Source organism: Sphingomonas phoenicis (assembly GCF_047238005.1).
GTDB lineage: Bacteria > Pseudomonadota > Alphaproteobacteria > Sphingomonadales > Sphingomonadaceae > Sphingomonas.
In genome coordinates this window covers 782,824-803,098 of the sequence record NZ_JBDFMC010000002.1, presented here as the reverse complement: position 1 = coordinate 803,098, position 20,275 = coordinate 782,824, and the positions used below count along the sequence as shown (strand labels likewise).

Annotated in this window: 23 protein-coding genes and 2 tRNA genes; 19 read left to right on the top strand and 6 right to left on the bottom strand. The window is 69.1% G+C overall.

The window, feature by feature from the left end; genetic code table 11:
- Window positions 1–114: 114 nt before the first annotated feature.
- From ABC319_RS04955 to ABC319_RS04885, 15 genes are all read left to right on the top strand, one after another.
- The gene (locus ABC319_RS04955) at window positions 115–609 is read left to right on the top strand and encodes a GspH/FimT family pseudopilin (RefSeq protein WP_413069159.1); all 495 of its coding nucleotides are present in this window, start codon (window positions 115–117) and stop codon (window positions 607–609) included.
- Window positions 599–1,069 (top strand): type II secretion system minor pseudopilin GspI, encoded by a 471-nt coding sequence (gene gspI / locus ABC319_RS04950; RefSeq protein WP_413069158.1) that lies wholly within the window; start codon window positions 599–601, stop codon window positions 1,067–1,069. Before ABC319_RS04955 ends, gspI begins: the two co-directional genes overlap by 11 nt.
- A complete protein-coding gene (gspJ, locus tag ABC319_RS04945) occupies window positions 1,069–1,698 on the top strand; it encodes a type II secretion system minor pseudopilin GspJ (protein ID WP_413071618.1) in 630 nt (209 codons plus the stop codon). Before gspI ends, gspJ begins: the two co-directional genes overlap by 1 nt.
- Window positions 1,688–2,665: a type II secretion system minor pseudopilin GspK gene (gene gspK, locus ABC319_RS04940; RefSeq protein WP_413069157.1), complete on the top strand. Its 978-nt coding sequence runs from the start codon at window positions 1,688–1,690 to the stop codon at window positions 2,663–2,665. The genes gspJ and gspK overlap by 11 nt, the downstream gene beginning before the upstream one ends.
- The gene (gene gspL, locus ABC319_RS04935; protein WP_413069156.1) at window positions 2,662–3,759 is read left to right on the top strand and encodes a type II secretion system protein GspL; all 1,098 of its coding nucleotides are present in this window, start codon (window positions 2,662–2,664) and stop codon (window positions 3,757–3,759) included. Before gspK ends, gspL begins: the two co-directional genes overlap by 4 nt.
- Window positions 3,756–4,232 carry a type II secretion system protein GspM gene (gene gspM, locus ABC319_RS04930; protein ID WP_413069155.1) on the top strand — a complete coding sequence of 159 codons (477 nt, stop codon included), beginning with the start codon at window positions 3,756–3,758 and terminating at the stop codon, window positions 4,230–4,232. The genes gspL and gspM overlap by 4 nt, the downstream gene beginning before the upstream one ends.
- Entirely contained in the window at window positions 4,229–4,954 is a 726-nt protein-coding gene (gene gspN, locus ABC319_RS04925; RefSeq protein ID WP_413069154.1) for a type II secretion system protein N, read from the top strand. Before gspM ends, gspN begins: the two co-directional genes overlap by 4 nt.
- A gap of 48 nt (window positions 4,955–5,002) precedes the next feature.
- Window positions 5,003–5,079: transfer RNA gene (locus ABC319_RS04920), tRNA-His, on the top strand.
- Between the two features lie 102 nt (window positions 5,080–5,181).
- Window positions 5,182–6,234, top strand: coding sequence for a Leu/Phe/Val dehydrogenase (locus ABC319_RS04915; RefSeq protein ID WP_413069153.1), 1,053 nt, complete (start codon window positions 5,182–5,184; stop codon window positions 6,232–6,234).
- A 126-nt stretch (window positions 6,235–6,360) separates the two neighbouring features.
- Window positions 6,361–7,086, top strand: a complete 726-nt coding sequence (ccmC, locus tag ABC319_RS04910; protein WP_413069152.1) for a heme ABC transporter permease CcmC — start codon at window positions 6,361–6,363, stop codon at window positions 7,084–7,086.
- A gap of 115 nt (window positions 7,087–7,201) precedes the next feature.
- Window positions 7,202–7,636: a cytochrome c maturation protein CcmE gene (ccmE, locus tag ABC319_RS04905; RefSeq protein ID WP_413071617.1), complete on the top strand. Its 435-nt coding sequence runs from the start codon at window positions 7,202–7,204 to the stop codon at window positions 7,634–7,636.
- Window positions 7,633–9,543 (top strand): heme lyase CcmF/NrfE family subunit, encoded by a 1,911-nt coding sequence (locus ABC319_RS04900; protein WP_413069151.1) that lies wholly within the window; start codon window positions 7,633–7,635, stop codon window positions 9,541–9,543. The genes ccmE and ABC319_RS04900 overlap by 4 nt, the downstream gene beginning before the upstream one ends.
- Window positions 9,540–10,067, top strand: coding sequence for a redoxin family protein (locus ABC319_RS04895; RefSeq protein ID WP_413069150.1), 528 nt, complete (start codon window positions 9,540–9,542; stop codon window positions 10,065–10,067). Before ABC319_RS04900 ends, ABC319_RS04895 begins: the two co-directional genes overlap by 4 nt.
- Entirely contained in the window at window positions 10,064–10,456 is a 393-nt protein-coding gene (locus ABC319_RS04890; RefSeq protein ID WP_413069149.1) for a cytochrome c-type biogenesis protein, read from the top strand. Before ABC319_RS04895 ends, ABC319_RS04890 begins: the two co-directional genes overlap by 4 nt.
- Window positions 10,456–11,079 carry a tetratricopeptide repeat protein gene (locus tag ABC319_RS04885; protein ID WP_413069148.1) on the top strand — a complete coding sequence of 208 codons (624 nt, stop codon included), beginning with the start codon at window positions 10,456–10,458 and terminating at the stop codon, window positions 11,077–11,079. The genes ABC319_RS04890 and ABC319_RS04885 overlap by 1 nt, the downstream gene beginning before the upstream one ends.
- 4 nt (window positions 11,080–11,083) lie before the next feature.
- Here ABC319_RS04885 and ABC319_RS04880 read toward each other — a convergent pair whose 3' ends face one another.
- Complete coding sequence (locus tag ABC319_RS04880) at window positions 11,084–11,305, bottom strand: DUF3072 domain-containing protein (protein ID WP_413069147.1); 222 nt, start codon at window positions 11,303–11,305, stop codon at window positions 11,084–11,086.
- Window positions 11,306–11,355: 50 nt separating this feature from the next.
- Window positions 11,356–12,456 carry an alanine dehydrogenase gene (ald, locus tag ABC319_RS04875; protein ID WP_413069146.1) on the bottom strand — a complete coding sequence of 367 codons (1,101 nt, stop codon included), beginning with the start codon at window positions 12,454–12,456 and terminating at the stop codon, window positions 11,356–11,358.
- 192 nt (window positions 12,457–12,648) lie between these two features.
- On the opposite strand from ald, the gene ABC319_RS04870 reads away from it, so the two are divergent.
- From ABC319_RS04870 to ABC319_RS04860, 3 genes are all read left to right on the top strand, one after another.
- Window positions 12,649–14,580, top strand: coding sequence for a potassium transporter Kup (locus tag ABC319_RS04870; RefSeq protein ID WP_413069145.1), 1,932 nt, complete (start codon window positions 12,649–12,651; stop codon window positions 14,578–14,580).
- Window positions 14,577–15,098: a 2'-5' RNA ligase family protein gene (locus tag ABC319_RS04865; RefSeq protein WP_413069144.1), complete on the top strand. Its 522-nt coding sequence runs from the start codon at window positions 14,577–14,579 to the stop codon at window positions 15,096–15,098. Before ABC319_RS04870 ends, ABC319_RS04865 begins: the two co-directional genes overlap by 4 nt.
- A gap of 44 nt (window positions 15,099–15,142) precedes the next feature.
- Window positions 15,143–15,219 (top strand) — tRNA-Met (locus ABC319_RS04860).
- Here ABC319_RS04860 and fdhD read toward each other — a convergent pair.
- The 3 genes from fdhD to ABC319_RS04845 form a co-directional block, all read right to left on the bottom strand.
- The gene (gene fdhD, locus ABC319_RS04855; RefSeq protein WP_413071616.1) at window positions 15,176–15,883 is read right to left on the bottom strand and encodes a formate dehydrogenase accessory sulfurtransferase FdhD; all 708 of its coding nucleotides are present in this window, start codon (window positions 15,881–15,883) and stop codon (window positions 15,176–15,178) included. The two genes, ABC319_RS04860 and fdhD, sit on opposite strands and share 44 nt — an antisense overlap.
- A 116-nt stretch (window positions 15,884–15,999) precedes the next feature.
- Window positions 16,000–16,533, bottom strand: a complete 534-nt coding sequence (gene mobA, locus ABC319_RS04850) for a molybdenum cofactor guanylyltransferase (protein ID WP_413069143.1) — start codon at window positions 16,531–16,533, stop codon at window positions 16,000–16,002.
- Window positions 16,530–18,824 carry an FdhF/YdeP family oxidoreductase gene (locus ABC319_RS04845; RefSeq protein WP_413071615.1) on the bottom strand — a complete coding sequence of 765 codons (2,295 nt, stop codon included), beginning with the start codon at window positions 18,822–18,824 and terminating at the stop codon, window positions 16,530–16,532. Before ABC319_RS04845 ends, mobA begins: the two co-directional genes overlap by 4 nt.
- 124 nt (window positions 18,825–18,948) lie before the next feature.
- Between ABC319_RS04845 and trxB the strand changes: the two genes are divergently transcribed.
- Window positions 18,949–19,917, top strand: coding sequence for a thioredoxin-disulfide reductase (trxB, locus tag ABC319_RS04840; protein ID WP_413069142.1), 969 nt, complete (start codon window positions 18,949–18,951; stop codon window positions 19,915–19,917).
- A gap of 7 nt (window positions 19,918–19,924) precedes the next feature.
- Here the strand turns inward: trxB and ABC319_RS04835 are convergent, their stop codons facing one another.
- Complete coding sequence (locus tag ABC319_RS04835) at window positions 19,925–20,203, bottom strand: acyl carrier protein (protein ID WP_413069141.1); 279 nt, start codon at window positions 20,201–20,203, stop codon at window positions 19,925–19,927.
- Window positions 20,204–20,275 lie beyond the last annotated feature (72 nt).

The following is a 20,275-nucleotide window of genomic DNA, read 5'->3' as shown; positions in this document are numbered from 1 at the left end:
TCTTCTTCGTCATCCCCGCGCAGGCGGGGATCCATACACGCTGCCGTCCGCGATCATCCGGAACGTCAGCGCGTCTGGATCCCCGCCTGCGCGGGGATGACGGGAGGTAGGACTATGCCCGCCGGAAAGCCCGCCGAACACGGCTTCACGCCCGTGAGGCGTCATGCCGAACACGGCTTCACCCTGGTCGAGTTGATGGTCGTGATCGTCATCATCGGCCTGGCCGCGGCGATCGCGGCGTTCAACATGCCCGATCCGCGCGGCCGGGTGTTCGACGAGGGACTGCGCTTCGCCGCCCGGGTCCGCGCCGCCCGCGACATCGCCGTGGTCGAGGCGCGCCCGGTCAGCCTGTGGGTGACGAGCGGCGGCTACGGCTTCGAGCGTCGCGTCGCCGGCCGCTGGAGCCCGGTCGCCGACAAGCCGCTGCGGGTCGAGCGGTGGGAGGAGGGGACGCGCGCCGCCATTCCCGATCCCGGCGGCCGCGTCCGCCTGACCTTCGATCCCACCGGCATCGCCGATCGCGGGCTGGACCTGCAGCTGTCGCGCAGCGGCGTCGACGCGCTGGTCCGCGTCGGCGCCGACGGCGAGGTGCGCACCGATGAGCAGTGACGCGCGAGAGGGCGGCTTCACCCTCATCGAGATCATGGTCGCGCTCGCCGTCTTCAGCCTCGCGGTGCTCGCGCTCGTCCGGCTCGAGGGGGCGACCGCGCGCGGCGCCGGGCTGATCGGCGAGACTCTGGTCGGCCAGCTCGTCGCGCGCAACGTCGCGGTGGGTGCGCTGACCGAGGCGCAGCCGCCCGCGCCCGGCCGGACGTCGGGGTCGGAGGTCAATGGCGGCCGCAGCTGGAACTGGACGCGCCAGATCTCCACGGCCGGCGACGCCCGGGTCGTGCGCGTCGACGTCGTCGTCACCGATCTCGCCGGGCAGCAGGTCGGCCGCATGACGATGATCCGGCCACCGGTCGCCGCGGCAGGTGGAACCGTCCCCGCACCGGGCGCCCGCCCCACGGCCACCCCGACCGGTACTCCCACCCGCACCCCCGCACCCCCGCCGGGCGCCACGCCGTGATGCACGCCGATCCCCGCCCCGCGGCCGAACGCGGCTTCACCCTGGTCGAGGTGATGGTCGCGCTGATGATCTTCGGCATGATCGCCGCGGCCGGCGTCGCGATCCTGTCGTTCAGCATCCGTGCCCAGGCCGCCACCGCCGGCCGCCTGGACGACGGTGCGGCGCTGGCGCGGACCATCTCCGTCCTGTCCTCCGATCTGGCCCAGGCGGTCGTCCGGCCGTCCCGTGACGAGGGCGGTATCCTGCGCCCGGCCTTCGTCGGCGAACAGGCGACGCTGCTGCTGGTCCGCGGCGGCTGGACCAACATCGATGCCGCGCCGCGTTCCGCCGGACAGAAGGTCGCCTGGACCATGATCGGCGAAAATCTGGTCCGCACCGGCTACCCCCAGCTCGACGGGGCGCCGCCGCTGCCGCCCACGCCGATGCTGGCCGGCGTTCGTCAGATCGTCTTCCGCTACCGGTACAACGGTGCCTGGAGCGATCGGTGGGATGGCGGCGCGGGCATCCCGCTGCCACAGGCGATGGAGGTGCGCCTGATCCGCACCGACGGAGCCGACTATCGCGCCATGTTCCTCGTCGGCACCGGCTATGTGCCGCCGCCGCCCAAGCAGCCTGACAATGCCGGTTGAGCCCCGCCCCCGGGAACGCGGCGCGGCGCTGCTGACGGTGCTGATGCTGGTCGCCGTGATCGCCGTGATGGCGGGGGCTGGGCTGGAGAAGCTGCGCCTGTCCACCCGTCTGGCCGGCAACGCGGCGGCCGTGGAACAGGCGCGGGCCTATGCCGTGGCCGCAGAGGCGCTGGCGATGGTGCGCGTCGGCGATCTGCTGACGAGCGGAAACCAGCGCGTCACCCTGAAGGGCAACTGGAGCAATCGGCCGTTCGGCCTGCCGCTGCCCGGCGGCGGCACGGCGACGGCGCGGGTCAGCGACGGCGGCAACTGCTTCAACCTGAACAGTCTGGTGCGACAGGTGGCTCCCGGCGTCTACGTCACCGACTTCGCCAAGCGCGTGCAGTTCACCCGGCTGCTCCGCCTGATCGGCATTCCGCCGCAGATCGGCAACCAGGTCGCCGGTACCGCCGCCGACTGGATGGACACCGATGCGGAGCAACAGGTCGACGGTGCCGAGGACCCACGCTACACCGGTCAGCAGCTGCCCTATCGCACGGCGGGCACATTGATGTCGGATCGCAGTGAGTTACGCGCATTGGCTGGCATGACGCCTGAGCTTTATGCCCAGATCCGCCCGTGGGTCTGCACGTTGCCGACGTCGGAGCCGGCGCGGCTGAACGTGAACACGCTGTCGCCCGAACAGGCGCCGCTTCTGGCGATGCTGGCGCCCGATACGGTGACGGTGGAGGCGGCGCGACAGCTGCTCATGCGCCGGCCGGTTCAGGGGTGGAGCAATCCCGCTGCGGTATGGACCGGAACGGCCGCCCCGACCGATGCCGGCGCGCAGACCGCGGTGTCGACCGACTGGTTCGCACTGGCGATCGACGTCGACATGCCGGGCGCGCAGGTGGAAGAACGTTCGCTGATCGATGCGACAAGGCTTCCCGTCGGCCTCGTGTCGCGGCAATGGGGGGAGGACACATGACGACCCTGCTCTTCCTTCCTCCCGGTAACCCCGATCCCGACACGCCGGTCGGGATGCGCTGGATGCGTTTCGGCGATACCGGCATGATGGCGCGGGGCGACGGCGCGCCGCCGGCGGGCGATCCGGTCGTCGCGGTCGCCCCGGCCAATTCGGTGACGCTGCACTGGGCGGAACTGCCCGGCGGCTCGGTGGCGCAGGCGACCGCCGCCGCCCGCATCCTGGCGGCGGAGGCCAGCGCGGCGCCCGCCGGCGAACTCCATGTCGCGGTGGGCGATGGGGAGGACGGCTCGACCGACCGCCCGATCGCCGTCGTCGGTGCCGGCGCCATGCGGGAATGGCTGTCGCTGCTCGCCACCGCCGGCGTTGATCCCGTCGCGCTCGTCCCCGCGCCGATGCTGCTGCCCCGGCCGGACGAGGGCTATTTCCGCGCCACGCTGGCCGGGGTCGGCGTGATCCGCGGCCGGACCAGCGGCTTCGCCGACGAGGCGCAGCTGACCGATCTGGTCACCGCCGGCCAGCCGATGAAGCCGCTCGTCCGCGATCCGCTGGAACGGGCGCTGGCGGCTGCGGCGGCGGCCCCCGCGCTCGATCTGCGCCAGGGCGCCTTCGCCCGGCGGCGGCGGCTGGCGATCGACTGGCGGCTGATCCGTCGGCTGGCGATGCTGGGGGGAGCGATCCTGCTGGTCTCGTTCGCCACCTCGCTGGTCCGGCTCGCCAAATACGATCTTGCCGCCGATGCCGTCGATGCGCGCGCGGACGCGCTCGCCGCCACCAGCCTGCCGCGCGGCGAGACGCTGACCGATCCCGATCGCCAGCTCGACGAGCGCGGTCGCCGCGTCATCGGCCCCGGCCTGGGCTTCACCACCACCACGGCGGCGGCCTTCGCGGCCGTTCGCAGCGTGCCGGGGACCGAAGTGATGGGCATCGACTTCACCGAGAACGGCGACCTGCGCCTGACCCTCGCGACCGAGCGGGAGGCGCTGGCCACCGATCTCAAGACCGCCTTGGAAGCCGCCGGGTTCCGGGTACGGGCCAGCGTGTTCCAGTCTAGCGGCGGCCGGGTCACCGGCGACCTGACGGTCAGCCGGCGATGAGTGGCTTGCGAAGCTGGTTTGACGGTCGCTCGCTGCGTGAGAAGCGGCTGCTGCTGGTCATGGCCGCGCTGCTGGCGGTCACGATCGTCTGGGGATTGATCCTGCGTCCCCTCGGCGATGCGCTGTCCAGCGCGCGTGAGCGCCACACGACCGCCGTCGTCCGCCTGGGCGAGACGGCGGCGCGGGTAGAGGCGCTGCGCGACGCAAAGGCACAGCGCGTCCGGCCGCTGACCGGCACGCTGGCCGACACCGTTCGCGTGCGTGCCGAAGAGGCGGGGTTTCCGCTCGCCAGCCTTGATCCGGATGCCGGCGGCAGCGTGCGGGTGTCCATCCAGTCGGCACGCGGCACTGCGCTGACGGCCTGGCTCGCCCGGCTGGAACGTGGCGGCATCGTCGTCCAGTCGGCGACCCTGACCGACAATGGCGACCGCACGGTTGCCGGCCGCCTGGTCCTTAGGAGCCGCGCATCGTGAAGCGGATACGCCTGTCCACCGGCCCCGCCGCCCTGTTCGGCGCGATGCTGGTCGTCGCGTTGATCGTCTTCCTGCCGATGCGGCTCGTGCTCGGCATGGCCGGCGCCGGCGAGCAGGGGCTGCGCGCCCGATCGGTCACCGGCACCATCTGGGGCGCGACGCTCAGCGAGGCGCGGTTCGGCGATCTGGCGGTCGGCGACCTGCGCGCGCGCCTGTCGCCGCTGGCGCTGTTCGTCGGACGCGCCTCGCTGTCGCTGGAGGGGCCGGGCAGCATCGGTGCGCCGCCTTTGTCGGGTGACGCCTTCGTCAGCCGCCACGGCTTCGGCGTCGGCAACATTACCGGCCGGGTCGCCACCGGCCGGGTATTCCAGCCGCTGCCGGTGACTGGTATCGATCTGGAAGACCTGACGGTCCGGTTCGAGGACGATCGCTGCAAGGCGGCCGAGGGGCGGGTGCGCGCCCTGCTGTCGGGCGAGGTCGCCGGCATCGGCGTACCCCCGTCGGTCGCTGGCGTCGCCCGCTGCGATGCCGGTGCCCTGCTGCTTCCGCTCAGCGGCCCGGCCGGGACCGAGGTCGTCAACCTGCGCATCACCGGCAACGGCCGCTATGCCGCCGAACTGGCGGTCCGCCCCGCCGATGCGGTCGCGGCGCAGCGGCTGGAGGCGGCCGGCTTCGTCAACGGACCCAATGGCTATGCACTTTCGGTCGAAGGCGGCTTCTGATAGCTTGACGATCATCGGCCCCGTCCGCTAGGGGCGCAGGCCTTCGCGGCGACCGTAGTTCAATTGGTTAGAGCGTCGGCTTGTGATGCCGGAAGTTGCGGGTTCAAGTCCCGTCGGTCGCCCCACTTCTTCCCCGATATTTCACGTCGACCTACATTCGGGGTGGTCAACCGCCGCGAATAATAATATTTCGTGCCTTGGTTAAGAAATTACGAGGCAAGTGAGCGATGGCGACCGCGTGGGGCCTTCCCGACTTCGACGAGCATGAGGGCGTTCACCTGTTCAGCGATCCCGATTCGGGGCTGCGGGCGATCGTCGCGATCCACTCGACCAGGCTGGGGCCAGCCGCGGGCGGCGTCCGGTTCTGGCATTACGGCTCCGACGAGCGGGCGCTGACCGATGCCCTGCGCCTGTCGCGCGGCATGAGCTTCAAGAACGCGATGGCCGGGCTCGATCTGGGCGGGGGCAAGGGCGTGGTGCTGGCCGACCGGCCGGGCGCGACGATCACCACCGCGCAATTGCAGGCGTTCGGCCGTGCCGTCGAATCGCTCGGCGGCCGCTACGTCACCGCCGAGGATGTCGGCATGTCCGAGGACCGGATGAAGGTGATCGCCGGCGAAACCCGCTATGTCTCCGGCCTGCCCGTCGAAAGCGGCGCGGCGGGCGGCGATCCCGGTCCCTATACAGCGCACGGCGTCTATCTGGGCGTGAAGGCCGCCGCCGCGCGGGGGCTGGGTGCCACCGACATGCGCGGCGTGCGGGTCGCCGTGCAGGGCCTCGGCTCGGTCGGCGGCGGTCTCGCGCGGCTACTCGCCCGCGACGGCGCGGTGCTGACCCTCGCCGATGTCGACGAGGGCAGGGCGAACGCGATGGCCGGCGAACTCGGCGCCACCGCCGTCGCGCCGGAGGCGATCCTGTCGCAGGACGTCGACCTCGTCAGCCCCAATGCGCTCGGCGCCATCCTGACGGAGGCGAGCATCGCCGACCTGAAGGCGCGCGTCGTCGCCGGCGGTGCCAACAACCAGCTCGCCACTCCGGTCGACGGGCAGCGGATCCACGATCGTGGTATCCTCTATGCACCCGATTATGTTATCAACGCCGGTGGCATCATCAATGTCGGGCTGGAGTATCTCGGCCATGGCGACGAGGCGGAGGTGATGGCGCGCATCGCCCGCATTCCCGACCGGTTGGTCGAGGTGTGGGACGAGAGCGACCGGTCCGGCCAGCCCGCCGCCGACGTCGCCGATCGCCTGGCACGCGGGCTGATCGGTCGCGGATAGAAACAGTCGTTGCCGTCCAATGCCTTGTGATCGGAAGGGATGAGGCGCAAGCCTTACCTTAGCCTTACCTTCCGATCGAATGTCGCGCGTGACGCGGACCGAAACTTGCCATATCAGGCGACCACCGTGCCCAGCCTCCACGCCTTCGCCAATCCCGCCCGCTTCCTGAAGGTCGCCCGTCCGCTGACCCCGATCCTGCTGTGGCTGGGCGTCGCTGGCATCGGCATCGGCTGCTGGGCCGGGCTGACCCGGACGCCGCCCGACTATCTGCAGGGGGAAACCGTCCGCATCCTCTACATCCATGTCCCCGCCGCCTGGCTGGGCATGGGCGGGTGGAGCGGTATCGCCCTGTCGTCGATCGCGCTGCTCGTGTGGCGCCATCCCATCGCCGCCATCGCCGCCCGCGCCATCGCGCTGCCGGGAGCGGTGTTCGCCGCCATCTGCCTGATCACCGGATCGATCTGGGGCCGCCCGACCTGGGGTACGTGGTGGCAGTGGGATGGACGCCTCACCTCGATGCTGCTGCTGTTCTTCGTCTACTGCGCCTTCATCGCACTCGCCCGCGCGGATGCCGACCGCGGCGGCGACGGACGGGTGCCTGCCGTGTTCGGCATCGCCGGCACCGTGCTGCTGCCGATCATCCGCTATTCCGTGATCTGGTGGAACACGTTGCATCAGGGGCCCAGCATCGGGCTGACCCGGTCGTCGATCGATCCGGCCATCCTGTGGCCGCTGCCGATCATGCTGGCCGGCTTCACCTTCCTGTTCGCCGCCATCGTGCTGATGCGGATGCGCGCCATGCTCGCCGCTGCGAAGGCGGAGGCGCGTCAGCGCCGGATGGCCCGGGCATGAACCCCTGGCCCTTCGTCACCGCCGCCTATGCCGTGACGCTGGTCGGGGCGGCGCTGCTGGCGCTCCTCAGCTGGGTGGCGATGCGCCGGGCGGAGCGACCATGACCGCCCCGCGCATGGCGGCCAAGAACCAGCGGCTGATCCTCGTCCTGCTCGCCCTTGCCGCCGTGGCCGCGGCGGCGGTGCTGGCGCTGTCGGCGCTGCGCGACCAGGCGGCGTTCTTCTACGCGCCGTCGGATGTCGCCAGGAACGGCCTGCCGCTCGGCAAGGCGGTGCGGCTGGGTGGCATGGTAGAGGCTGGATCGGTCCATCGCGCTGCCGACGGCGTCACCGTCCGGTTCGTCGTCACCGACGGGCGGGCGACCACGCCCGTCACCTTCGCCGGCATCGTCCCCGACCTGTTCCGAGAGCGGTCGGGCGTCGTCGCAGAGGGGCAGTTCCAGCCTTCCGGCGCCTTTATCGCGACCAATCTCCTGGCCAAGCACGACGAGAAGTACATGCCGCCCGAGCTGGCGGGCAAGATGCACGAGACGAAGTCGCTGGAACAGTGATCGCCGAGGCCGGTCTCGCCGCGCTGTGGATCGCCGCCGCGCTCGCCGCGCTCCAGCTCGCGCTGGCGGCCCTTGCGCTGCATCGTCCCGCGGCGGTCGAGGTCTCCGGCGCGGTTCGTCCGGTCGCGATCGTGCAGGGGGTGCTCGCCGCGGCGGCCATGCTGTTCCTGATCGCGGTCTTCCAGCAATCGGACATGTCGGTGAAGCTGGTCGCCGAGAACAGCCATTCCGCCAAGCCCTGGATCTACAAGATCGCCGGCGCGTGGGGCAATCACGAGGGCTCGATGCTGCTCTGGGTGACGATCCTGGGGCTCGCCGGCGGCGCGGTCGCGATCTTCGAGCGGCGGCTGGCCGGGCCGACGCTGATCGCGACGCTGGGTGCGCAGGCGGCCATCGCGCTCGGCTTCTACGCTTTCCTGCTCTTCGCCTCGAACCCCTTCGCCCGCCTGTCGCCCGCACCGGCCGACGGCGCGGGGCTCAACCCGCTGCTGCAGGATCCCGGGCTCGCCTTCCACCCGCCGACGCTCTACGCCGGCTATGTCGGCCTGTCGGTCGCCTTCTCCTTCGCCGTCGGCGCCCTCGTCACCCGCGATGTCGGGCGGGAGTTCGCACGGGCGATGCGGCCATGGGTACTGGGCGCCTGGGTGTTCCTGACCATCGGGATCACCGCGGGCAGCTACTGGGCCTATTACGAGCTCGGCTGGGGCGGCTGGTGGTTCTGGGATCCGGTCGAGAACGCATCGCTGATGCCATGGCTGGCGGCGACGGCGCTGCTTCACTCGGTGACGGTGCTCGCCACCCGCGACGGGCTGCGTGCCTGGACGGTGATGCTGGCGGTCGTCGCCTTTTCCATGTCGATGATCGGCACCTTCCTGGTCCGCTCCGGCATCCTGACCAGCGTCCATGCCTTCGCCGTCGATCCACGCCGTGGTGCCTTCATCCTGGTGCTGCTCGCGCTCTACATCGGTGGCGCGCTCACCCTGTTCGCCGCGCGCGTCGGCACCGTGCGGCAGGGGCGGACGTTCGAGCTGGTCAGCCGGGAGGGCGGACTGGTCGCCAACAATCTGCTGCTGTCGGTGATCCTGGGTATCGTCCTGATCGGCACCCTCTATCCGATCGTCGCTGCCGGGTTCGGGGTGCAGCTGTCGGTCGGCCCCCCCTTCTTCAACAAGGCGGCCGGGCCGATCGCCCTGCTACTGGTGGCGATCATGGCGGTCGGGCCGCTGCTTCGCTGGCGTCGTGACGAGCTGGCCGCCATTGCCGACCGGATCGTGTGGCCGCTCGTCGCGACGGGTGCGGCATTCGTTGCCGCGCTCCTTGCGGCGATGCCGATCGGTGTGCTGCCGCTGATGGGGCTCAGCCTGGCGGCCGGACTGGCCGTCGCCAGCGTCGCGCCCTTGTGGAAGCGTAACCTGCGCCGCACCCCGCTCTTCACCTGGGGCATGGTCGTCGCGCATCTGGGCATCGCCGTTTCGCTCGCCGGCATGGCATGCGATTCCGCCTTCACGGCAGAACGGCTGGTGGCACTCGCACCGGGTCAGGCGACACGCGTCGGCCCATGGCACGTCGCGCTCGACGGCATCTCGCCGGTCGTGTCCGACAACTGGTCCGCGCTCCAGGCACGGCTCACGGTGGAACGCGACGGGGCGACGCGGCGGCTCTATCCACAGTCGCGCACCTTCTCGGACCCGCCGACGACGACCAGCGAGTCGGCCATCGCGACGGTCATGGACGGGCAGCTCTATACCGTCCTCGGTCAGCCGGACGGGCAGGGGCGCTGGCAGGTGCGCCTGTGGTGGAAGCCGTTCGTGACGCTGATCTGGCTGGGCGGCGTTCTGATCGCGCTGGGTGGCGCGCTGTCGCTGGTCGGCCGGCTCGTCCGGCGCCGGCACGAGGTCGCGGCGTGAAGCGGGCGCTCCTCTGGCTGCCGCTGACCGGCTTCCTCGTCCTGCTCGCCGTGGTCGCGACCGGGCTGTTCAGCCCCGCCGATCGCGTCGTCCACTCGCAGCTGGTCGGCAAGCCGCTGCCCGACTTCACGCTCTCTCCCCTGGTCGCCGGCAAGCCCGGCGTATCCAGCGCGACGATGAAGGGTGCTGGTCCCCGGCTCCTCAACGTCTTCGCCAGCTGGTGCATCCCCTGCATCGCAGAGGCGCCGCAGCTGCTGCGGCTGAAGCAAGCGGGTGTCCCCATCGACGCCATCGCGATCCGCGATACGCCGGCCGACGTGCAGGCGTTCCTCCGGCGGAACGGCGACCCCTATCGCCGGATCGGCGACGATCGCGACAGCGCGGTGCAGCTGTCGCTCGGCTCATCGGGAGTACCCGAAACCTTCCTGATCGACGGCAACGGGCACGTCGTCCGCCAGTTCGTCGGCGACATCCGCGAGGACGCGGTCGACGACATCGTCGCCCAGTGGAAGGCGCTGCGATGAAACGGATCGCTGCCGCCCTGCTGCTTCTGTCGCTCGCCGGCCAGACCCGGGTGCCGGCCGCGCTGGCCGACACGCAACTGGCCGATCCCCGGCAAGAGGCGGCGGCAAGGACGCTGATGGAGACGCTGCGCTGCGTCGTGTGCCAGGGCCAGTCGATCGCCGACAGCGACGCGACGATGGCCGGCGACATGCGTGCCCTCGTCCGAGGCCGGATCCAGCAGGGCGAGCGGCCCGACGCGATCCGCGAGTGGCTGATCAGTCGGTACGGCGATTACATCAGCTACGATCCGCCACTGTCCCCCGTCACCTGGCCTCTCTGGCTCGCGCCCGTCGTGCTGCTCGGCATCGGCGCCTGGCTTGCGCGCAGCAGCTTCCGGCGGCGGCGCTGATGGGCTGGATCGCGCTCCTGCTGCTTGCCGGCATTGCCTTTGGTGCATTGCTGCTGCTTCGCGTCGGCCGCCCCCTGTGGTCGCTGGCGGGTGCGGCGCTGATGCTGGCGGCGACGGGATACGCGCTGCAGGGCAGTCCGGATCTGCCGGCCAGCCCCGCCGCGCCCGATACGCGATTGCTGGGCAGCGACGAGGCGATCACGGAGTTGCGCGGCCGGATGTTCGGGCGTTTCGGGATCGACGGTGCCTATCTGACCGCGGCCGACGCACTCGCCCGCTCCGGCTCGGCTCGTTACGAGGTGGAGGCGATCCTCGGCGGCCTGCGGCGCGACGGCACCAGCGTCCAGCTGTGGACGGCGTTGGGCGATGCGATTGCCCGGCACGATCGACAGCTGTCGCCCGCCGCAGCGCTGGCGTTCGATCGCGCCGCCAGTCTCGATCCGCGTAGCCCGGCGCCGGCGTTCTTCCGGGGGCTGGCACAGTTGCGGATGAACGATTTCGACAAGGCGGAGGCGTCATGGGCTCGTGCGCTGGCCATGACCCCCGCCGATGCAGCATACCGGCCGGCGATTGCCAGCCGGCTCGATATGCTGCGCCGCTTGCGCGCGGCGGTTGGGCAATAAGTGCCTAGGCGGCACCGCGCCCGGTCTTGGCCTGCAACTCGTCGATCCGCTTCGACGCATCGGCCTTGGTCAGCGTTTCGTCGAATTCCTCATGCGCCTCTTCGCTCAGGGTCTTGAGGTAGCTCGCCTGCGCACCGGTCATCTTCTCGTCGCCGGTGGTCCAGTCGTCCGGGTCCTTCTCGGCGTTCGAAAAGGGCTCTGACTTAGGGTTGGGGGTGTCGGTCACGGTGATCTCCTTCATCGCGACCAACACCCAACGTTCCCAATGTGTTCCCGTCAGGCCGGCTCGTACGCCAGGTCGAGCGCCTCGGCGACCGCCTGGTGCCGGATCTTGCCGTCGGAAACGTTCAGCCCCGCCGCCAGGTGCGGATCGGCCGCCATCGCCGCCTGCGCGCCCTGGTTCGCCAGCTTGAGCGCGAAGGGCAGGGTGGCGTTGTTGAGCGCGAAGGCGCTGGTCCGCGCGACCGCGCCCGGCATGTTCGCGACGCAATAGTGGATCACGCCGTCCACCTCGAACACCGGATCCTCGTGCGTCGTCGCATGGCTGGTCTCAAAACATCCGCCCTGGTCGATAGCGATGTCGACCAGCACGCTGCCCCGCTTCATCGTCTTCAGCATGTCGCGCGTCACCAGCTTCGGTGCTGCGGCGCCGGGTACCAGCACGGCGCCGATCACCAGATGCGCCCGCTCCACCGCCGCGGCGATCGCCGCCTTCGATGCATAGGCCGTCTTGATCTGGCTGGAGAAGAACATGTCGAGTTCCGCCAGCCGGCTCATGTTGACGTCGTAGATGGTCACGTCGGCGCGCATGCCGACTGCCATCTGCGCGGCGTTGATGCCGGACACGCCGCCACCCAGGATCGCCACCCGCGCAGGCGCCACGCCCGGTACGCCGCCCAGCAGCACGCCACGACCGCCCTGTTCCTTCTCCAGGTAATGCGCGCCGACCTGCACCGACATGCGCCCGGCGACTTCGCTCATCGGCTTCAGCAGCGGCAGGCCGCCGCCCGGTGCCGTCACCGTCTCGTAAGCGATGCACGTCGCACCGGACTTCATCAGCCCCTCCGCCTGCGGCTTGTCGGCCGCCAGATGGAGGTAGGTGAACAGCAGGTGGCGCGGCTCCAGCAGCGCGATCTCGCTCTGCTGCGGCTCCTTGACCTTCACGATCATCTCGGCGGCGGCGAACACGCTGGCGGCGTCGCGCAGGATCGTGGCGCCGACCGCCTCATAGGACGAATCATCGAAATCGATGCCGTCCCCGGCACTCGTCTCGACGACCACCTCGTGCCCGTTTGCAACCAGTTCCGCCACCGATGGCGGCGTCAGTCCGACCCGGTACTCGTGGTTCTTGATCTCCCGTGGGACACCGACTTTCATGCGTTCCGCTCCTGGTGCAAATCGTTGATAGCGCGCGCTATAGCGGCACAATGCGCACACCTCCACCGGCTGTGCCACGCCCGCTCTTCAAGTCCCGTTGCGTGCGCTCATCAGCGGGTGTACGGGCCCCGAAATGATGGACAAGGGCGTGAGTGGGCGACTGCGCCCCTATCGTGCTGAGATCGCGTGGTCGTGAGCACGGAACGGGCGGCAATCCTGCCCGACACGCCGGCGCCGGACGCGACGACGTATCACCACCATCCCAGGCAGGGACTGGCCCGGCTGGCACTGGGTGCGATCGGTGTCGTCTATGGCGATATCGGCACCAGCCCGCTCTATGCGATGAAGGAGGTCTTCGTCGGCCACCATCCGCTGGCGGTCGATCAGCTCCACATCTTCGGCGTCGTCAGCCTGATCTTCTGGTCGCTGCTGCTGATCGTCACGGTCAAATACGTGCTGCTGGTGCTGCGCGCCGACAATAACGGAGAGGGCGGCAGCCTGGCTCTGCTGGCGCTGATCCAGCGGCGGACCGGCGGCGCGAAGGGGCGGTGGAGCGCCAGCCTCGTCATCCTCGGCGTTCTCGCCACCGCGCTGTTCTTCGGCGACTGCATGATCACGCCCGCCGTCTCGGTCCTGTCCGCGGTCGAGGGGCTGGCGACGGTGGAGCAGAGCTTCAGCACCTTCGTCATCCCCATCGCAGTCGTCATCCTGGTCGCGCTGTTCTACATCCAGTCGCGCGGCACCGGCGGGATCGGCAAGCTGTTCGGCCCGATCATGCTGGTCTATTTCATCGTCCTGACGGTGCTGGGCGTCATCAACATCGCCGGCCGGCCGGAGATCATCGCCGCGATCGATCCGCGCTGGGCGTTCCGCTTCGTCGCCGATGACGGCATGCTCGCGTTCCTGGCGCTCGGCTCGGTCGTGCTCGCGGTGACCGGTGCGGAGGCGCTCTACGCCGACATGGGCCATTTCGGCCGCCGCCCGATCGAGGTGGCGTGGCTGTACCTCGTCTTCCCCGCCCTGATGATCAATTATCTGGGGCAGGGGGCCCTGCTCCTCGACCAGCCTGGCGCGGCGGAGAATCCCTTCTTCCTGATGGCGTCGGAGGACTGGCGCCTGCCGCTCGTCATCCTGTCGACCATGGCGACGGTGATCGCCAGCCAGGCCGTCATCACCGGCGCGTTCAGCGTGGTGCAGCAGGCGGTCCAGCTCGGCCTGATGCCGCGCCTGCGCATCGAACATACCAGTGCCGCAGAGGCCGGGCAGATCTACATCCCCGTCGTCAACTGGGCGCTGATGGTGATGGTGCTGCTGCTGATCTTCGGCTTCAAGCAGTCATCGAACCTGGCGGCGGCCTATGGCATCGCGGTCACCGGCACGATGTTCATCAGCACGCTGCTGGTCGGCGTCCTGATCCGCCGGGTGTGGCAGTGGCCGTTCTGGGCGGTCGGCCTGTTCGAGGGGCTGTTCCTGTTCATCGACGGCGCCTATTTCTCGTCGAACATCACCAAGGTGCCCGATGGCGGCTGGTTCCCGCTGCTGGTCGGCGCGGTCGTCTTCACGGTCCTGACCACCTGGTCGAAGGGCCGACAGCTGATGATCGAGCGGCTGCGCGAGGCGGCGATGCCGATCAAGGTCTTCATCGCCAGCGCCGCCACCTCGGCCAGCCGCGTTCCCGGCACCGCGGTGTTCATGACCTCCACCGCAGAGGGCATACCCCACGCGCTTCTCCACAACCTGAAGCACAACAAGGTACTGCACGACCGCATCGTCCTGCTGACCGTGGCGATCGCCGACCAGCCCTATTGGCCCGAGGACCAGCGCGTGAAGCGCGAGGATCTGGGCCACGGCTTCTACCGCGTCGTCCTGCGGTTCGGTTTCATGGAGGAGGCGAACGTGCCCGCCGCGCTGAAGCACGCCGCGGGCGGCGGCCCCGAATACAAGATGATGGACACCAGCTTCTTCCTCTCGCGCCAGACGCTGATCGCGTCCGACCGGCCGGGCATGGCGCTATGGCGCGAGAAGCTGTTCGCCTGGATGCTGCGCAACGCCGAAAGCGCGATGGAATTCTTCCGCCTGCCATCCAACCGCGTCGTCGAGCTCGGCAGCCAGGTGGAGATTTGAGCGGCGACCCGATCGTTCCGGCGCCGATCATCGTCACGGCGCTGTTCGGTCGCGGTGACCAGGGATGGTTCGATGCGCAGCGCGCCCGGCACTTTCCGCCGGAACGCAACGTGCTGGCGGCGCACTGCACGCTCTTCCATCATCTGCCGCCGTCCTGCGCCGACGAACTGAAGCACCGCCTGAACCAGGAGACGCGCGGTATCCGTGCGCCCGATGCGCGTATCGCCGGGCTGATGTCGCTCGGTCGCGGCGTCGCGTACCGGATCGACGCTCCCGGCCTGGCGACCATCCGCCACGCGCTGGCGGACGCCTTCGCCCCGCTCCTGACGCCGCAGGATGCCGGCGGCTGGCGCCCGCACGTGACGATCCAGAACAAGGTCCAGCCCTCTGTCGCGCGCCTGCTGATGGAAGGGCTAGCGAAGGATTTCCGTCCTCGCCCGGTCGAACTCGCCGGGCTGGCGACATGGTGGTATCGCGGTGGCCCGTGGGAGCCGCTGTCTCGCCACATGTTCGCTTGACCGGTCCGGCGTCGCTGCCTATAGGCGCCGCTCCTTCGGGCTGAGGCGAAGTAGCTCAGCTGGTTAGAGCACGGGAATCATAATCCTGGGGTCGGGGGTTCAAGTCCCTCCTTCGCTACCAGCCCGAAGGCGTTCCACGGATCATTCAGCACCAGCATCGCGTCGGCGCGGGCCAGCGCGATCAGCGTCAGGCCGTGTGCCCGGGCATGATCGATCGCCATGCTGGTCGGCGCGGACACACTTGCGATCAATGGCGTGCCCAACACCAGCGCCTTGTCCACCATCTCGAAACTGATCCGCGACGTGACCAGCACGAACCCGGTCTCCTGCCGATCCAGCGCCAGTCGTCCCACCAGCTTGTCGAGTGCATTGTGGCGTCCGACATCCTCGCATGCCGCCACGATCCGTCCGTCGCGGTCGCAGGCGGCGGCGGCGTGTACCGCGCCGGTCGCCCGGTTCAGCGGCTGATGATCGCGCAGGCTGCCAAGTGCCCGGAACAGCGCCGTCGCATCGACCTCCGGCCGCGGTGGCACTGCGGCGACAGGCTTGTGCAATTGCTCCAGGCTCGCGATCCCGCACAATCCACAGCCGGTGTCGCTGGTCCGGTGCCGCACCCGATCCTGGATGCGATCGCGGCATCGCGCCGCCAGCGCTACCCGCACGATCCACCCGCTCTCCGCCGCGAAGGCATCGATATCGACGATATCGTCGACCGAATCCGCCAGCCGCTCGGTCAGCATGAATCCGGTCGCGAACGCCTCCAGGTCGGCCGGCGTCATCATCATCACCGCATAGCCGATGCCGTCCACCTCGATCGCGACCGGTACCTCGATCGCGATCGTCCGCTCGCCGGGTACGGCGCCGTCGCGCGTCAAGACGACGACGGCCTCGTCGCGGCCGATCACGAGGCGACGAGCATCGTACCGGTCAGGACGGCGAGATCCGCCGGCGTGTTGACGTTGGGGATCGATACCGGAGAGGCGATCGGCAGCGCGCCGACGCTGCGCGCCCAGCCCTTCACCGACCGCTCCGGTGCGACCTCCAGATAGGACAGCAGCTGAGCGCCCAGCGCCGCCGGCCACAAACCGAGGATCGGCGCCTCCGCACAGAAGGCCGGCGCTCGCCGCAGCAGCGCCTGTACCAGTTCGTCGGGCAGCACCGGCATGTCGCATCCGATCGTCAGGACGCAGCGATGGCCGTGGGTCGCGCCGTGATCCAGTGCCGCCGCGATGCCGCCCAGCGGCCCCAGTCCCGGGCGCGGCAGATCGGCGATGCCGTCTGCTCCGCCGATCACCACGACATCGTCGACATGCCCCGCCAGCGCCTGCCGCGCATGGGCGAGGAGGGTTCGTCCATCCAGCAGGGCCGCCGCCTTGTCCGACCCGAACCGGCTGGACCGGCCACCCGCCAGCACCGCACCCAGCAGCCCGGTCATCGCCTCACCCTGACCGGCACCGACTTTCCTGCCGGCACATGGCTCTCGAGTGCGTGATGCTCCAGCGGAATGAGGTAGTTGAGTTCGGGGTAGTAGCCGCCCAGGCATCCCTCGGGGATGTTGTACTCCACGACCCGCAATCCCTCGACGACCCGCTCGACGCCATCCTCCGCGTCGCTTTCCAGCGCGATCTTGTCGCCGTCGTTCAGGCCCAGCTTCAGGATATCGGCACGGTTCATCATCACCACCATGCGCGTTCCCCGGATACCGCGGAACCGATCGTCGTACCCGTAGATGGTGGTGTTGAACTGATCGTTGGAGCGCAGGGTGACGAGCCGGAATCGCCCCTCCTTTTCCGCAAAGCCGCTGGCATTCAGCGCGCGGGGCACGTTGAACTCGGCCTTGCCGCTCTCCGTCTCCCACTGGCGATGCGATGCGGGGTTGCCCTTCCAGAACCCGCCCGGCTCGAACAGGCGATCGTTGAAGTTCGCGAACTTGTCCGGATAGCAATTCTCGATCGCCGTCCGCACCAGCCCGTAATCGCCGACCCAGTCGTCCCATGGCACATTCGGATTGGGCGCGAGCACCGCCTTGGCGATCCCCGCGACGATCGCCGGTTCGGACAGCAGCGTGTCGGCCGCCGGCGTCGCCTTGCCGACCGACCCATAGATGTGGCTGAACGAGTCTTCCATCGACACCGTCTGCGGGCCGGTCGCCTGCATGTCCCGCTCGGAACGTCCCAGGCAGGGGAGGATCCAGCTTTCCTTCCCCGGATACAGGTGGCTCTTGTTCAGCTTGGTGGCGATGTGGACGCCGATCGGCAGCCTGGCCCACGCCTCCTTCATCGCCGCATGCTCGGGCGTCGCGCGCAGGAAATTGCCGCCCAGCTGCACGAACCCCTGGCACTCGCCGCTGATGATCGCGCGGCAGCTTTCCACCGTGTCCCAGCCCTTCTCGGTCGGCGGCGCGAACTGGAACAGTTCCTTCAGACGCTCGACCGGCGCCAGTTCGGTCTTCTCGGTGATGCCGACCGTGCGCTGTCCCTGCACGTTGCTATGCCCGCGTACCGGCCCCGGCCCTGCGCCCTCGCGCCCGATATTGCCGCGCAGCAACAGGAAGTTGACCAGCATGTACAGGCTGTCCATCCCGTACCGGTGCTGGGTGATGCCCATGCCGTACACGACGATCACCGCCTTCGACCGCATATAGACCTTGGTCGCGCCCTCGATCGCGCTTCGGCTCAGCCCGCTCTCGTGAACGATCCGGTCCCAGTCGGCATTGCGGCAGAACGTCGCGAAGTCGTCGAAGCGCGTCGTGTGCTGGCCGATGAAGTGATGGTCCAGTACCCGCTCGCCGCCCTCTGCCAGCGCCCGGTCGTCCGCCTCGATCACCAGCTTGCACATGCCGAGCAGTGCGGAGATGTCGCCGCCGGCACGCACCTGATGATACTGGGTGGAGATGATGGTCGGCTTCTGCACCTTGCTCATCTGCAACGGGTTCTGCGGATCGGCGAAGCTCTCCCACCCGCGTTCGCGCAGCGGGTTGAACGTCACGATCTCCACGCCGCGGTCGCGGCAATCCTTCAGCGTGTGGAGCATCCGCGGGCTGTTGGTGCCGACATTCTGCCCGAAGCAGAAGATCGCGTCGCACTTCTCGTAATCCTCCATCTGGATCGTCGCGACCGGGGATCCGATCGCGTTCTTCAATCCGACAGAGGTCGTCTCATGGCACATGTTGGACGAATCGGGCAGGTTCTGCTGCCCCCACATTCGCGCGAACAGCCCGTACATGAACGATGTTTCCAGGCTGGCGCGGCCCGACGCATACAGCACCACCTTCGTCGGATCGCATGCCTTCAGCGTCGTTCCGATCGAATCGAACGCCTCCTGCCAGCTTGCCGCGACATATTTGTCGGTGCCGGCGTCGTACCGCATCGGCTGGGTCAGGCGGCCTGCCTGCTCCAGATCGTGGTCAAGCCATCCGGCCAGTTCGCTGACCGTGTACCGCTCGAAAAAGGCGGGGGTCACCCGCTTGCTCGACAGCTCCCACGCCGTCGCCTTGGCGCCGTTCTCGCAGAATTCCGCGACGTGCGGCTTCGCCGGCTTTCCCCATGCGCACGATACGCACATGAAACCCTCCGGCTTGTTCTGCCGGCGCAGCGTGTCGAGCATCTCCGGTCCGGGATGCTCGCCGGGCACGATCTGCACCATGCCCTTCATCGACCCCCAGCCGCCCGCCGGCCCGGTATATTCCTTGATGACGATCTCTTCGCCCGTCTCTTCGTCGCGCATCATGCTCTCCACTCGCACGCTCAACGAAGCGGAGCGCGACCGGTGCCGCCCAATCGGCACGGATCAGGTTCAATTCTGCGTCCGTCGCGCCTAGATGAGGGAAAGATTCGCACAGGATAATTCCATGGCTACCCATTCGACCCGCATGCTCATCCTCGGCTCCGGTCCCGCCGGGCTGTCCGCGGCCATCTACGGCGCGCGCGCGGGCATGAAGCCGATCGTGGTGCAGGGCATCCAGCCGGGCGGCCAGCTGACCACGACCACCGACGTCGAGAACTATCCCGGCTTCGCCGATGTCATCCAGGGCCCCTGGCTGATGGAGCAGATGCAGAAGCAGGCGGAGCATGTCGGCACCACCCTGATGTGGGACACGATCGTCGAGGTCGACCTGACCCGCAGGCCCTTCCGCCTGATCGGCGACGGCGGCGACGTGTACGAGGGCGAGGTGCTGGTGATCGCCACCGGCGCCCAGGCCAAGTGGCTGGGGCTGGAGAGTGAGGAGGCGATGAAGGGCAAGGGCGTCAGCGCCTGCGCCACCTGCGACGGCTTCTTCTATCGCGGCAAGAAGGTCGCGGTGATCGGCGGCGGCAACACCGCGGTCGAGGAGGCGCTGTACCTGACCAACCACTCGCCCGACGTCACCCTGATCCATCGCCGCGACACCCTGCGGGCAGAGCGTATCCTGCAGGAGCGGCTGCACGCCCATCCGGGGATCAAGGTGCTGTGGAACAAGGAGGTTCGCAGCTTCGTCGACGGCGGCGGCACCGCCGGCCTCGTCGCGCTCGATCTGGAGGATACGGCGACCGGCGAGCATAGCCGGCTGGACGTCGACGGCGGTTTCGTCGCGATCGGCCACCATCCGGCGACCGAGCTGTTCCGCGGTCATCTCGACCTCGACGACGATGGCTATATCGCGGTCGAAACCGGGTCGACCCGCACCTCGGTGCCCGGCGTGTTCGCCTGCGGCGATGTCGCCGACAAGATCTATCGCCAGGCCGTCACCGCCGCCGGCACCGGCTGCATGGCCGCGCTGGACGCCGAACGCTTTCTGGCGGCGATGGAGTTCGAGGAGATGCGCGAGGCGGCGGAGTAGGGGAGCGTCAGGCCTTCAGCTTGCCGGCCGCGAAGCCGGCAAGCGCGCCGAAGGTTTCCAGCATGTCGCCGTCGACCTCGTCGTCATCGATCACGATCCCCAGCTGGTCCTCCAGTTCGGTCAGCACGCCCGCGACCGCCATCGAATCGAGTTCGGGAAGCGCGCCGAACAGCGGCGTGTCCGCCTGGAAGGCAGCGACCCGTTCCGGTGCCAGTCCCAGCACATCGGCCAGCACCGCGCGCACGCGATCCTCGATCTCGCCACGGCTTTGCAGATCCAATGCCATCCCCCGTTCGCCGCCTGCCGGCGGGCAGGACGCGCCGCGTTACCGTCCGGGGATGAAAACGGCAACGGCCCT